The organism is Breznakia sp. PFB1-19 (assembly GCF_029893935.1).
GTDB classification, from domain to species: Bacteria; Bacillota_I; Bacilli_A; order Erysipelotrichales; family Erysipelotrichaceae; genus Breznakia; species Breznakia blatticola.
This window is the reverse complement of sequence record NZ_JARXXJ010000004.1, coordinates 76,532-90,744: the sequence shown is the minus strand read 5'-3', so window position 1 is coordinate 90,744 and position 14,213 is coordinate 76,532. Positions and strand designations below refer to the sequence as shown.

At 35.6% G+C, this 14,213-nt stretch carries 12 protein-coding genes; 9 read left to right on the top strand and 3 right to left on the bottom strand.

Annotated features, from left to right (window positions below; genetic code table 11):
* Window position 1 precedes the first annotated feature (1 nt).
* Genes purF through purH form a run of 4 tightly spaced genes read left to right on the top strand, consistent with a single transcriptional unit; the run spans window position 2 to window position 4,538 of the window.
* On the top strand, window positions 2-1,432 hold the full coding sequence (gene purF / locus M2098_RS03465; RefSeq protein ID WP_280681743.1) for an amidophosphoribosyltransferase: 1,431 nt from the start codon (window positions 2-4) through the stop codon (window positions 1,430-1,432).
* A complete protein-coding gene (gene purM / locus M2098_RS03460; RefSeq protein WP_280681742.1) occupies window positions 1,425-2,453 on the top strand; it encodes a phosphoribosylformylglycinamidine cyclo-ligase in 1,029 nt (342 codons plus the stop codon). The genes purF and purM overlap by 8 nt, the downstream gene beginning before the upstream one ends.
* Complete coding sequence (purN, locus tag M2098_RS03455; protein WP_280681741.1) at window positions 2,447-3,028, top strand: phosphoribosylglycinamide formyltransferase; 582 nt, start codon at window positions 2,447-2,449, stop codon at window positions 3,026-3,028. Before purM ends, purN begins: the two co-directional genes overlap by 7 nt.
* The gene (purH, locus tag M2098_RS03450; protein ID WP_280681740.1) at window positions 3,009-4,538 is read left to right on the top strand and encodes a bifunctional phosphoribosylaminoimidazolecarboxamide formyltransferase/IMP cyclohydrolase; all 1,530 of its coding nucleotides are present in this window, start codon (window positions 3,009-3,011) and stop codon (window positions 4,536-4,538) included. The genes purN and purH overlap by 20 nt, the downstream gene beginning before the upstream one ends.
* Window positions 4,539-4,582: 44 nt before the next feature.
* Here purH and M2098_RS03445 read toward each other — a convergent pair whose 3' ends face one another.
* Genes M2098_RS03445 through M2098_RS03435 form a run of 3 tightly spaced genes read right to left on the bottom strand, consistent with a single transcriptional unit; the run spans window position 4,583 to window position 8,617 of the window.
* A complete protein-coding gene (locus M2098_RS03445) occupies window positions 4,583-6,166 on the bottom strand; it encodes a response regulator (RefSeq protein WP_280681738.1) in 1,584 nt (527 codons plus the stop codon).
* Window positions 6,159-7,619 carry a sensor histidine kinase gene (locus tag M2098_RS03440; protein ID WP_280681736.1) on the bottom strand — a complete coding sequence of 487 codons (1,461 nt, stop codon included), beginning with the start codon at window positions 7,617-7,619 and terminating at the stop codon, window positions 6,159-6,161. The genes M2098_RS03445 and M2098_RS03440 overlap by 8 nt, the downstream gene beginning before the upstream one ends.
* A 2-nt stretch (window positions 7,620-7,621) precedes the next feature.
* Window positions 7,622-8,617, bottom strand: coding sequence for an ABC transporter substrate-binding protein (locus M2098_RS03435; protein ID WP_280681734.1), 996 nt, complete (start codon window positions 8,615-8,617; stop codon window positions 7,622-7,624).
* Between the two features lie 231 nt (window positions 8,618-8,848).
* Between M2098_RS03435 and chvE (M2098_RS03430) the strand changes: the two genes are divergently transcribed.
* Genes chvE (M2098_RS03430) through chvE (M2098_RS03410) form a run of 5 tightly spaced genes read left to right on the top strand, consistent with a single transcriptional unit; the run spans window position 8,849 to window position 14,141 of the window.
* On the top strand, window positions 8,849-9,943 hold the full coding sequence (chvE, locus tag M2098_RS03430) for a multiple monosaccharide ABC transporter substrate-binding protein (RefSeq protein ID WP_134169061.1): 1,095 nt from the start codon (window positions 8,849-8,851) through the stop codon (window positions 9,941-9,943).
* 40 nt (window positions 9,944-9,983) lie between these two features.
* Window positions 9,984-11,510, top strand: a complete 1,527-nt coding sequence (gene mmsA, locus M2098_RS03425) for a multiple monosaccharide ABC transporter ATP-binding protein (protein WP_280681730.1) — start codon at window positions 9,984-9,986, stop codon at window positions 11,508-11,510.
* 1 nt (window position 11,511) lies between these two features.
* Window positions 11,512-12,684: a multiple monosaccharide ABC transporter permease gene (gene mmsB / locus M2098_RS03420; protein ID WP_280681728.1), complete on the top strand. Its 1,173-nt coding sequence runs from the start codon at window positions 11,512-11,514 to the stop codon at window positions 12,682-12,684.
* An 11-nt stretch (window positions 12,685-12,695) separates the two neighbouring features.
* Window positions 12,696-13,031 (top strand): hypothetical protein, encoded by a 336-nt coding sequence (locus M2098_RS03415; protein WP_280681726.1) that lies wholly within the window; start codon window positions 12,696-12,698, stop codon window positions 13,029-13,031.
* A 15-nt stretch (window positions 13,032-13,046) separates the two neighbouring features.
* A complete protein-coding gene (gene chvE / locus M2098_RS03410; RefSeq protein ID WP_280681725.1) occupies window positions 13,047-14,141 on the top strand; it encodes a multiple monosaccharide ABC transporter substrate-binding protein in 1,095 nt (364 codons plus the stop codon).
* Window positions 14,142-14,213 lie beyond the last annotated feature (72 nt).

Below are 14,213 nucleotides of genomic sequence, written 5' to 3'. Positions count from 1 at the left end.
TATGTTAGACGAAAAGCAGTATTTTTTAAATGGAAAAATCAATGAAGAGTGCGGAGTCTTTGGCGTTTTTAATGTAAAAGATGCTGCAGCATTAACCTATTTCGGATTGCATGCATTGCAACACCGTGGCCAGGAAGCAAGTGGGATTGCCACAAGCAATAAAAAAGAGATTAAATGTATTAAAGGAAAAGGTTTATTGACAGATACCTTTAATTCACAAACCTTAAAGCAACTTAAAGGGGTACATGCTGTAGGACACGTACGTTATTCAACAGCTGGTGGCAATGAAATTGAAAATGTGCAACCAATTATGGTTCGTAGCCATAAAGGACACTTTGCGATTAGTCATAATGGGAATATTGTAAATGCCAAAGAATTAAAAGAAGAAATGGAAAACAACGGAAGTATTTTCCAAGGAACTAGTGATACGGAAGTTATCGGTCACTTAATTCAAAGAGAACGCGAAGGAACCTTTGAAGAAAAAATTATTAAAGCTGTACAACACTTAGAAGGTGCATTTGCCTTCTGTGTTATGCGTGAAAACTGTATGTATGCAGTTCGTGATAAAAATGGACTTCGTCCAATGAGTGTCGCAAAAGTTGATGATGGATGGGTTGTAAGTAGTGAATCTTGTGCTTTTGATATCGTAAATGGAAAAGATGAATTTGATATCGAACCTGGGCAAATTATTAAATTTGATTACGACGGGATTAAGAAGATTCAATATACAGACAAAACACAAAAGAAAATGTGTGCGATGGAATATATTTACTTCTCACGTCCAGATTCTTCAATTGAAGGAATCAATGTGCATACAGCACGTCGTCTTTCAGGAAGAATGTTAGCGAAAATCGATAAGGAACAAGGTGGTATTGAAGCAGATATCGTTGTTGGTGTACCAGATTCATCTTTATCTGCAGCTATTGGATATGCAGAAGAAAGTGGATTACCTTATGAACTTGGTTTAATTAAAAACCGTTATGTAGGTAGAACCTTTATCCAACCAACGCAAAAACAAAGAGAACGTGGGGTACGTATGAAATTAAGTGCTGTACGTGATATTGTCAAAGGAAAACGCATTATGTTGATTGATGATAGTATCGTAAGAGGAACAACTTCACGTCGTATCATTCAATTATTAAAAGAAGCAGGAGCAAGTGAAGTTCATGTACGTATTGGTTCACCAGCGATTACACATCCATGTTTCTATGGAGTGGATACATCAAGTCGCAAGGAACTAATTAGTGCCAAAATGGATGCAAATGAAGTTAATGAATTTATTCAAGCAGATTCATTAAAATTCTTAGAAATTCCAGAAATGATGGAAGCGTTTGGGACAGAAGATTTATGTGTTGCATGTTTCAACGGGAAATATCCAACCGATTTATATGATTTAGGTGAACAATTAGAGGAGGAACTAGCAAATGAGTGATAAGTATAGAGAAGCAGGTGTTGATTTAGAAGCCGGATATGAATCGGTTCGTCGCATCAAAAACCATGTAGAACGTACAAAAATTAAAGGTGCTTACACCGCTTTAGGGTCATTTGGTGGTATGTTTGATCTAAGTGTTTACGGATTAAAAGAACCAGTTCTTGTTTCTGGGACAGATGGTGTAGGAACCAAATTAATGGTTGCCTTTGAATATGATAAACACGATACAGTAGGAATTGATGCAGTTGCTATGTGTGTGAATGACGTGCTTGTTCAAGGGGCTATGCCAATATACTTCCTAGATTATTTAGCAGTAGGAAAAAACCATCCAGCGCAAATCGAACAACTTGTAAAAGGGGTTAGTGATGGATGTGTAGAAAGTGAATGTGCCCTTATTGGTGGTGAAACTGCAGAAATGCCTGACATGTACCAAGATGGACATTACGATATTGCAGGATTCTGTGTTGGAGTTGTTGAAAAAAGTAAACTACTCGATGGAAGCACAATCGATGCAGGACAAGTATTAATTGGATTACCATCAAGTGGATGTCACTCAAATGGATTCTCATTAATTCGTAAAATTTTATTAAAAGATGCAAAATTGGATTTACACACAACATATGAAGGGTTTGACCAACCATTAGGTGATGTCTTATTAACCCCAACAAAACTATATGTAAAAACAATTAAACACTTACTTGAAAAAGTAGATATTAAAGGAATGTCACATATTACGGGTGGTGGTTTCTATGAAAATGTACCACGTATGTTGAAAGATGGACTTGGAGTTCGCATTGATACAACGGCATTCCCAAGACCTAAAATCTTTGATTTGTTACAAGAAAAAGGACAAATCGAAAATAAAGAAATGTACAATGTATTCAACATGGGAATCGGGTTTGTCTTAGCAGTTGATGCAAATGATGTAGACACTGTACTAGCAAGCTTAAAAGAAATCAATGAACCAGGATACGTTATTGGTGAAGTAACTAGTACTGGTGAAGTGGAGTTAACGTGGTAAACGTAGCAATCTTTGCATCTGGCAGTGGTTCAAACTTCGAAAATCTTGTAAAAGCAGTTTATAAACATGCGAAAATCAAACTACTTATTGTGGATAAAGAAGATGCATATGCAATTACAAGAGCAAATAAGCTAGGAATTCCTTATGTGTATGTCAATCCGAAAGCGTTTGCTGGTAAAGTTGCTTATGAAAGTCAAATTCTTTCATACCTACAAGCATATAAGATTGATCTAATTGCACTTGCTGGATATATGCGTTTTATTGGTAAAGTATTATTAGAAAACTATCCAAATCGTATTATTAATTTACACCCAGCATATTTACCAGAATTTCCAGGTGCACATAGCATTCAAGATGCCTATGATGCAAAAGTAAAAGCAACAGGGGTAACGATTCACTTTGTGGATGATGGAGTCGACACGGGTCCAATTATTCATCAAGAACGAATCGATATTGATCCAGTTTGGAGTTTAGAAAACTTAGAAGAAGAAGTTCATAAAATGGAATACGATATGTTTCCAAGAATTTTAGATAGCGTATGCAAGGAGGTAGAAAATGAAACGAGCTCTAATTAGTGTATCAGATAAAACTGGGGTTCTTGAATTTGCAAAAGAACTTGTCAGTTTAGGATATGAAATTATTTCCACTGGAGGAACAAAGAAATCATTAGATGAAGCAGGCATTCCTACAATTTCAATTAGTGAAGTGACAAACTTCCCTGAAATTATGGATGGTCGTGTAAAAACATTACACCCTAATGTACATGGTGCATTGCTTTGTGTACGTGATAATCCAGAACATGTTAAAGCATTAGAAGAAAACCATATTGCATACATCGATTTAGTATGTGTAAACTTGTACCCATTTAAGCAAACATTGCAAAAAGAAGGGGTAAGTCACGAAGAAATTATTGAGAACATCGATATCGGTGGACCAAGTATGCTGCGTAGTGGGGCAAAAAACTACAAATACATTCCAGTCATTGTTGATCCAAGTGACTATGACAATGTACTTAAAGAACTAAAAGAAAATGGTGAGACTTGTCCAATTACAAGAGAATACCTTGCCGCAAAAGTATTCCGCCACACAGCAAGTTATGACACAATCATCGCTGATTATCTAACAAAGAAAACAGGAGAAAAATATCCTGAAACATTTACGATGACATATGAAAAAGTGCAAGATTTACGTTATGGAGAAAACCCACACCAAGAAGCTGCCTTCTATAAAGGTGTCAATCCACAATACTCAATTGCACGTGCAAAACAACTACATGGAAAAGAACTTTCTTACAACAACATTCAAGATGCAAATGCATGTATTGAAGTGTTAAAAGAATTTAGTGAACCATGTGCAGTGGGAATGAAACACATGAATCCTTGTGGCGTAGGAATTGGTGCAACTATTGAAGAAGCATGGGATAAAGCATATGAAGCAGATCCAACTTCAATCTTTGGGGGGATTGTTTCATTTAACCGTGAAGTAAGTGTTGCTGTAGCCAAGAAACTAAGCCAAATTTTCTTAGAGATTATCATTGCTCCTTCATATGAAAAAGAAGCATTTGAAATCTTAAGTGCGAAAAAGAATATTCGTTTGATGGTGTTAGATACAAATTTAGATGTAGCACAAACAACGAAAGTAACAAATGTAAATGATGGATTACTTGTCCAAGACATGGATTTAATGCATGTAGAAGACATGGAATTAACCATCCCAACAAAACGCAAACCAACGGATGAAGAAATGAAGCAATTACTATTTGCATGGAAAGTAGTAAAACATGTAAAAAGTAATGCCATCGTTCTTGCCAAAGAGGATATGACAATTGGTGTCGGTGCTGGTCAAATGAACCGCGTCGGTGCTGCGAAGATTGCCATTGAACAAGCAGGTGAAAAAGCAAAAGGTAGTGTGCTAGCAAGTGATGCATTCTTCCCAATGCCAGATACTGTGGAAAATGCAATTGCTGCTGGAGTAAGTGCAATCATACAACCTGGTGGATCCATCAAGGATCAATTAAGCATTGATGCTTGTGATGAAGCAGGTATTGCAATGGTATTTACTGGAGTAAGACATTTTAAACACTAAAAGAAAAGGACAGAATACACAAATTCGTGTAATTCTGCCCTTTTTTAGTTGTTAGCGCACTGTTTTCGATATTCTGTTGGTGACATGTTCTCTTTTCGTTTAAATAAGAAACTGAAGTAGTTTGGATCACTATACCCAATTTCAAATGCGATATTTCCAAGTTTCTCGTTTGTTTCACGTAATAACTTTTTTGCGAGTGTAATACGCTTGTTTGTAATATACTCAATAAATGTCATATTCATCGCTTGTGAGAATATCGTACTAAAGTGTGATGGACTTAGTGCAATTTCTTCAGCGACATAATTTAATGAAATATCGGGACTACTGTAATTTTCATCAATTACTTTTAGAGCTTGTGTGATGACACTTCGATAGCGAGCCATCGAAGGATCAATTTTCGTGTTTAAGATAATTTCCAATAAATTGTTTAGCAAGGCTTGGTATTGTGTAACATTATTTGAAATTGCAGAGATACTTTCTGGTTCATTTAGAAATTGAAAATCAAATCCTTCAACCTGAAGTTCTTTCTTGCGAACAATCGTTAGTAATTCAAGCAATACGAAGTAACGATATACGCGATTACGTGCTTCTGAAGGATGTGCATCTTCAGGGAAATAACTTAGTAATTCGAGGAGTTGTGGAATATCTTCTTTACTACTTTCATTCAGTTTGACGATAAAATCTTTATTGAAAGGATTGGTTGGTGATAATTCACCATCGCGAAGATCATCTTCACAACTTAAAATGTTATCTGGACGTAATACCCCATAGCTTTTCATCATTAAATTTGTTGAATCAAAACATTGTTTGATTTCACTAATTCGATTCACAATTGGACCAATTGCAACACCGAGTTCAAATTGACCATCACGATCGAGCTCATGAAGTATGAAGTGCGCAAGTTGATAACTTTTTTCTAAGAGGGCTTCGCGATTTGCATCAAATAGTAAGAGCTTGATGTATTTTGTGGACATCGTACTAAAGATGCAACTGACATCATCAGTAAGTACACTTGCAAGCCTATCATAATAACGATGGTAATCCGATATTTCTTTTTCTGGTTTTGCGGAAACCAAAAGCACTGTATATTTCTTACCAACTAAATCTACACCCAATTCTTTTGCGCGTTCAATAGCTTTATCAACTTTGAGCTGTCCTTGAAATAGTGCTTCAAGAAAATTATTGCGGCTCATCACAGACATAATTGCATCTGTATTTCCCGGGTAATGATTTTCATTTTGATTCTGTTCGTTGAAGGCATCAATGGATTTACGTAGTGCAGTATATAATTCAGCTGATTTAATTGGTTTGAGTAAGTAATCATCGACACCCAGTTGAAGTGCTTGTTTGGCATAATCAAATTCATCAAATCCACTAATGATAATAATTCGAATCCAAGGGAAAATTTCTTTTGCTTCTTTTGCTAGCTGTAAACCATCCATAAATGGCATACGAATATCGGTGATAAGGATATCTGGTTTTAAATCCATCATCATCGATAAGCCAAGTTCACCATCTCCTGCTTCACCACAAAACTTTAAATCAAGTGCTTCACTATTTTCGATGATTTCATTGCGAATGGAATCGCGAATCAAATGTTCATCTTCTACGATGAATACTTTATACATACATAACACCTTCCTTTATTAATGGGTTCTTTGTTTTTGGTAATACGATTTTCATAGTGGTCCCTTTGCGATGTGCACTGGTAATATCAATGCGTGCTTTTAGTCCATAGTTTAATTTCAAGCGACGATTAACATTATACAAACCATAGCCACTTTCAAATTCATAATCCAATGGCATATCCAAATTGTTGCGAACCTCGTGTAGTTTTTCTTCAGACATTCCTACTCCATTATCTTTTACTTCAAAGACAATAGACTCTTCAGTTTCATAACCAATAATTTCAATAATTCCTTTACGACGTGAACCTTTCGTACCATGGTAGATAGCATTTTCAACGATTGGTTGTAAGATCATTTTTAGTACAGTCATATGCATGATTTCCTGTGGAATATCAATCGTATATTCCAGAGCAGCTCCATAACGTGTTTTCAAAATGGTTAGATAATCTTCAATGTGACGTTTCTCTTTTTCGATTGGAATCCAATCTTCTCCTTTGCTCAATGAGATGCGCAAGAAATCCGACAATGCAAAGGTCATCCGTTTTACATCTTCTAAACTTTCCTGGTTTGCTAGTGAGATAATTGCATCTAGCGTATTGTAGATAAAGTGAGGTGTAATTTGTGCTTGTAAGACTCGCAATTCACTTTGTGCTAAATGATACTGTTTATCTGCATTATCTTTTAATAAAACTTGTAAGTCATTTGCCATAATATTCAGTGATGAAGTAAGCTCTTCTAATTCTTCCATATTGGCAGGCGGACTTTGATATGTAAGGTTGCCTCGTGCAAGTTCTTTTGATAACAGGACAAGGTCATTAATCGGTTGTTCGATTTTATTTGTCATATTTCGTTGATTGCGACGAATAAAAATGATTGAACCAATAAAAATAAGAATTTGGAATATCGTTAAGACAATAAGGGTTTGCGTTAATGTATTACTCATTTGTGCAGCCATGTTGATTTCCAGTCGAACATAATCTTGTAAGACCGAATAGAGTAAATCATTCACTGAAACAATTTGTTTCATAATATCTTCGTTTTCTTTAACGGGAACTTCGTTTTGTAGGTTATAGATAATATCTTCTAAATATCCTTCAATCGTTTCAATTGTGCGAAGCGATACATCGATTAGTGTAGTTTCTTGTGTGGTTGATGCATGCTTGCGAATATCGAGCAACTGTTCACGAACATCATTTAGGGTATTAGATGAACTCATATTGGATACACTAGTTTGTCCGGTAACTAAATCCCAAACATTGGCAATCACTTCGTTTTTTACGATGGAACTTGTATCATCCGCTTTACTTACGTTGTCCACTAATTGTTGGTAAGTTAGAATTTGTCTTGTATAAATAACGGTATTAAATACCAATGGAATAATAATCAATAAAGAGATGATGACATTGGAGCGTTTGAGCATCTCTTTGATACTTGTTTGTCTTGAATGAAACATGATTAATAATTCCTTGGGGGAATCGCATCAAGATCCCCTTTATCTGAAAATACGGTTTCTGTCATATAGATCTCTCGTGGAATCTCTTTGTTGGAACCGTCTTCTTGGTATTTAAAATAACGTTCAATTGCACTTATTAAATAAGGACCGGCATCTGGGTTACACTCCACAACACAGTTTACGCGTCCTTTTTTTAGTTCCTTAATGACATCGTTTTGTCCATCAATTGTGATAATTTTAATATCTTTACCTGGTTTGATATCAACAGCATCCAATGCATCTAAAATACCCAAAGTCATTTCATCGTTATGTGAATAAATAATATCAATCTCTTTAATATTCTTTTCCTTAATATAGTTACGCATCAGTTCTTCACCCATCGTACGCGTGTAGTTTCCATATAAAGTCTCTTTAATTGTAAGTGTAATATTGGAACGATTGCGTATGGTTTCATCAAAACCAGAATGGCGAAGTATCGAACCATAAGAATCTGCATTTCCACTAACTTCTAAAATATTCACTTCACTTTTTTCATCACTAGTAAAACAGCTGCTTGCATATATTCCAGCACGATTTCCTTCTGCTTTGAAGTTAGGACCAATATGTGATGTAAATAATGAAGTATCATCAATGGTAATATCACGGTCGACCAGAATTACTGGAATATTGGCTTGTTTTGCTTCTTTTAGCACAGCATCCCATCCCGTATGTGAGATGGGTGTAAACACAATCATATCAACTTTATATGCAATAAATGCACGAATATCTTGGATTTGTTGGCTTTGTTGCATCATCCCGTTTCGATACATGACTTGATAGCCATCCGACTTCAATGCTGAAAGAATGGATTCGGTATGACGTTTACGCCATGAACTCTCAATACCGGATTGAGAAAAACCGATAATTATGTCTTTTTCAGGCTCACTTTCTTGCGGAGTACAACTCACATTTGCAAAGAGCAAACACAATCCGATAAGTATGACTTGTAGTTTTTTCATCATGACAAACTCCCTTATACACTTTCTATATTTTTATTATACCTTAATTCTTTGTTGGTGCTTTTAAAAAGAAAAAAACCAAGAAATCACAAAAAATATTCAAGATAGAATAGAAAAATTCAAAGAATTGAAGAATTATTTCAAGATGATTCAAATGGAACTTAATGTAATCGCTTTCATATTTCCATAAGATAGAAGTAGATACAGAGCACAAATAAAAGAGGAGGAATTATGAAAAAGCTTATTTTGAAAGTATTAACGGTAGTAATGCTTATGGGATCTACACTTGTGATGACAGGTTGTGGTTCAGATTCAGATTCTGGTGGATCATCAGATAAAGGATTTGTAGGTATCTCAATGCCTACAAAGTCAGCAGAACGTTGGATTGCTGATGGAAATAACATGGTCACTGAACTAGAAGCACTTGGGTATAAAACAGACTTGCAATATGGTGAAGATAAAGTAGAAAACCAAGTAGCACAAATTGAAAACATGATTACAAAAGGTGTAGATATCTTAGTCATCGCATCAATTGATGGTAGTGCCTTAACTGATGTTCTTCAAAAAGCACATGATGAAGATATCGTAGTTATCGCTTATGACCGCTTATTGATGAATTCGGAATATGTAGATTACTATTCAACATTTGATAACTTTGGTGTAGGAGTTTTACAAGCAACATACATTGAAGAAAAATTAGGCTTAAAAGATGGAGCTGGGCCATTCAATATTGAATTATTTGGTGGAAGTCCAGATGACAACAACGCATTAATTAACTTCAATGGAGTAATGAGTGTACTAGAAACATACATCGATAATGGACAATTAGTTGTACCTTCAGGACAAACAAACTTCAACCAAATCGCTACATTACGTTGGGATGGATCAACTGCACAAGCAAGAATGGATAACCTATTAAGTGCAAACTATACAGATAAAACATTAGATGCAGTCTTATCACCATATGACCCAATTAGTTTGGGAATCATCTCATCATTAAAAGGAGTAGGATATGGAGATGCAGATAAACCATTACCAGTAATCACAGGACAAGATGCAACAATCGCAGGAGTGAAATCAATTATCGCCGGAGAACAAACACAAACAATCTTCAAAGATACGAGAACACTAGCAAAAAACACAATCAAAATGATTGAAGCGATAACAGCAGGAAAAGAAGTAGAAGTAAATGATACAGAAACATATGACAACGGAGTAAAAGTTGTACCAACATATTTAGCAAACCCAGTATCAGTAGATAAAGAAAACTACAAGAAAGAGCTTATCGATACAGAATACTACACAGAAAAAGACTTAGCAGAGTAATCGATAACGATCTTTAAAACATAATTGTAGGAGGAGAACAATGGCAGATTATATCTTAGAAATGAATGACATTACCAAAGAATTTACCGGTGTCCGTGCTTTAGATAATGTAAATATTAAAGTAGAACGCGGTGAAATTCATGCACTATGTGGGGAAAACGGTGCAGGTAAGAGTACATTAATGAAGGTTCTAAGTGGGGTACACCCTGCGGGAACCTATAAAGGAAGCATCACTTACAATGGAAAGGAATGTGAATTCAAGAATATTCGTGATTCAGAAAAAGAAGGAATCGTTATTATTCACCAAGAACTTGCATTGATTCCATACTTATCGATAAAGGAAAATATCTTTTTAGGAAATGAACAAGCATCACGTGGTGTGATTGATTGGGATATGACCGAAAAGAAAACGGATAATTTATTGAAAGCAGTACGCTTAAATTTAGATCCAAACACATTGATTACACAAATCGGGGTAGGCCACCAACAATTGGTAGAAATCGCTAAAGCCTTCTCAAAGCAAGTGAAACTATTAATCCTTGATGAGCCTACTGCCGCTTTGAATGAAGAGGAAAGTGAAAACTTACTTGAGTTGATTCGTGAGTTTAAAAATCAAGGAATTACTTCCATTATCATTTCTCACAAATTAAATGAGATTGTAAGTATTGCAGATCGCATCACAATTATTCGTGATGGAAAAACAATTGAGACACTAACAAAAGATGATATTAGTGAAGATCGAATCATTCGTGGAATGGTTGGACGTGAATTAACCAATCGATATCCAAAGCGTGAACCAAATATTGGTGAGATTGCATTTGAGGTGAAAGATTGGAATGTTCATCATCCAGTTGATGAAGATCGTATTGTGAATCGTAATATCAACATGAATATTCGAAAAGGAGAAATCGTTGGGATTGCTGGTTTGATGGGTGCAGGTAGAACGGAATTTGCGATGAGCTTATTTGGACGTTCCTATGGGCAAAAAATCAGCGGACATATCTTTAAGGATGGTAAAGAAATCAAAATTAAAGATGTACCTTCGGCGATTCAACATGGACTTGCCTATGTTTCTGAAGACCGGAAAACATTGGGTTTAAATTTACTGATGGATATTCGTGAAAACATCTCGATGGCAAATTTAAAGAAGATTAGTCATCGTGGTGTACTTGATAAAGATGAAGAATTAAAAGAAGCAGATCATTATAAAGATGTGATGCGTATTAAGACAAGTTCTGTTCAACAAAATGTTGCAAGTCTTAGTGGTGGGAACCAACAAAAGGTTGTACTTGCAAAATGGTTGATGAGTAATCCAGATGTACTTTTCTTAGATGAACCAACGCGAGGAATTGATGTTGGGGCGAAATATGAAATTTACACAATTATTGAAGAAATTGCGAAACAAGGAAAATGTGTTTGCATAATCTCTTCGGAACTTCCTGAGATTTTGGGAATGTGTGATCGCATCTATACGATGAGTGAAGGACAATTTACTGGTGAAGTCTCAAGAAGTGATGCAAATCAAGAAGTCTTGATGAACTTGATGACGAAAGAGGGAGAAGCTTAAGATGGAAAAACTAACTACGTTAAAAGAAAAAGCATTAAATTTATTTAGCAAATATAGTATGATTATCATTCTAGTTGTCTTATTGATTGGGTTCCAAATCACAACTGATGGAATTCTGATGAGACCACTAAATATTACAAACCTAGTACTACAAAACAGTCATATCTTTGTATTATCAGCAGGGATGTTACTTGTTGTATTACTTGGACATGTCGATTTATCCGTTGGTTCGGTTATGGCCTTTGTTGGGGCGATTGCAGGATTCTTAATGATCAACTACAAAGTGGATCCAATCATTGCCATTCCCGTATGTTTATTAGTTGGAGCAATCATTGGTGCATGGCAAGGATTCTGGGTCGCATATGTTGAAATTCCAGCATTCATTGTGACGTTATCAGGATTGTTGATGTTTAGAGGACTTACACAAGTAGTTCTTGGTGGACAATCATTAGCACCATTCCCAACAAGTTTTAACTTCTTTGCCAATGGATATCTGCCAGATGTCGCTGGTGGAGATCACATGCACTATGTATCGATGATTATTGGAATTGTATTATCATTAGCACTTGTATTTACACAATTCCGAACACGTGAAAAAAGAAAAAAGAATGGGTTTATTGTTGAATCACAAACTGCATTCTTAGTGAAATCATTATTTATGGTTATTGTATTTGTTGGAGGAACATATATCTTTGCGACATACAAAGGATATCCAATTATTTTAATCATCTTAGCAGTTATGGTTGCAGGGTATGGTTTTCTAACAAACAAAACCGTTGCAGGACGTCAAATTTATGCAACAGGTGGAAATAAAAAAGCTGCAGAATTATCAGGAATTAAAACAAAGAAAATTACATTCTGGGTATTTGTGAATATGGGTGTGATGGCGGCTTTAGCTGGACTGATTATGGCAGCACGTTTAAATGCGGCAACACCACAAGCAGGAACATCAATGGAACTAGATGCAATGGCAGCAGTATACTTTGGTGGAGCAAGTACTTCAGGTGGTATTGGTACTATCATGGGAGCGATCATCGGTGGTCTTGTGATGGGGGTACTAAACAACGGTATGTCAATCATGGGTGTAGGTGTTGACTGGCAACAAGCAATCAAAGGGTTAATTTTACTCCTTGCAGTTGTCTTAGATATCTATAATAAAAAGAAAAGAAAGTAGTGTGTGTATATATGAATAACCAAAAAGAATATACGATCTTACTTATCTGTAGTGCAGGAGTATCGACAGGAATTATTGTCAAACAAATGCAACATATTGCAGACCAAAGAGGCTTGCATGCACATATCTATTCGGCTCCAGCACTATTAGCCGAACAAATTATTCAAACACAGAAATTAGATGCCTTGCTGATTGGGCCACAATCAGAGTATGAAATTAATAGGTTAAAAGATTACTTACAAGTAAAAGCAATCCCTTATACATTGATTAAAAAGGAAGACTATGAGACGATAAATGGGAATGCAATACTTGATGAGGCAATCGAACTAATAAGCAACAGTAATTAACTTAGAGGAGGAACTATGAAAAAGCTTATTTTAAAAGTATTAACGGTAGTAATGCTTATGGGATCAACACTTGTGATGACAGGTTGTGGTTCAGATTCAGATTCTGGTGGATCATCAGATAAAGGATTTGTAGGTATCTCAATGCCTACGAAGTCAGCAGAACGTTGGATTGCTGATGGAAATAACATGGTCACTGAACTAGAAGCACTTGGCTATAAAACAGACTTACAATATGGTGAAGATAAAGTAGAAAACCAAGTAGCACAAATTGAAAACATGATCACAAAAGGTGTAGATATCTTAGTTATCGCATCAATTGATGGTAGTGCCTTAACTGATGTTCTTCAAAAAGCACATGATGAAGATATCGTAGTTATCGCATATGACCGCTTATTAATGAATTCGGAATATGTAGATTACTATTCAACATTTGATAACTTTGGTGTAGGAGTTTTACAAGCAACATACATTGAAGAAAAATTAGGCTTAAAAGATGGAGCAGGACCATTCAATATTGAATTATTCGGTGGAAGTCCAGATGACAACAACGCATTAATTAACTTCAATGGAGTAATGAGTGTACTAGAAACATATATCGATAATGAACAACTGGTTGTGCCTTCAGGACAAACAAACTTTAACCAAATCGCAACATTACGTTGGGATGGATCTACTGCACAAGCAAGAATGGATAACCTATTAAGTGCAAACTATACAGATAAAACATTAGATGCAGTCTTATCACCATATGACCCAATTAGTTTGGGAATCATCTCATCATTAAAAGGAGTGGGATATGGAGATGCAGATAAACCATTACCAGTAATCACAGGACAAGATGCAACAATCGCAGGAGTGAAATCAATTATCGCAGGAGAACAAACACAAACAATCTTCAAAGATACAAGAACACTAGCAAAAAACACAATCAAAATGATTGAAGCGATAACTGCAGGAAAAGAAGTAGAAGTAAATGATACAGAAACATATGACAACGGAGTAAAAGTTGTACCAACATATTTAGCAAACCCAGTATCAGTAGATAAAGAAAACTACAAGAAAGAACTTATCGATACAGAATACTACACAGAAAAAGACTTAGCAGAGTAAACATTGAATCATATACTTACAAAAACCGTCGTATTATCATGACGGTTTTTATGTGCAAATATGGATGATTTT

Coding starts and splice junctions, on each gene's coding strand:
- M2098_RS03435 (WP_280681734.1), bottom strand. CDS start 8,617: ATGAAAAAACTACAAGTCATACTTATCGGATTGTGTTTGCTCTTTGCA.
- chvE (WP_134169061.1), top strand. CDS start 8,849: ATGAAAAAGCTTATTTTGAAAGTATTAACGGTAGTAATGCTTATGGGA.
- purF (WP_280681743.1), top strand. CDS start 2: ATGTTAGACGAAAAGCAGTATTTTTTAAATGGAAAAATCAATGAAGAG.
- mmsA (WP_280681730.1), top strand. CDS start 9,984: ATGGCAGATTATATCTTAGAAATGAATGACATTACCAAAGAATTTACC.
- M2098_RS03440 (WP_280681736.1), bottom strand. CDS start 7,619: ATGTTTCATTCAAGACAAACAAGTATCAAAGAGATGCTCAAACGCTCC.
- purH (WP_280681740.1), top strand. CDS start 3,009: ATGAAACGAGCTCTAATTAGTGTATCAGATAAAACTGGGGTTCTTGAA.
- M2098_RS03445 (WP_280681738.1), bottom strand. CDS start 6,166: ATGTATAAAGTATTCATCGTAGAAGATGAACATTTGATTCGCGATTCC.
- chvE (WP_280681725.1), top strand. CDS start 13,047: ATGAAAAAGCTTATTTTAAAAGTATTAACGGTAGTAATGCTTATGGGA.
- purM (WP_280681742.1), top strand. CDS start 1,425: ATGAGTGATAAGTATAGAGAAGCAGGTGTTGATTTAGAAGCCGGATAT.
- mmsB (WP_280681728.1), top strand. CDS start 11,512: ATGGAAAAACTAACTACGTTAAAAGAAAAAGCATTAAATTTATTTAGC.
- M2098_RS03415 (WP_280681726.1), top strand. CDS start 12,696: ATGAATAACCAAAAAGAATATACGATCTTACTTATCTGTAGTGCAGGA.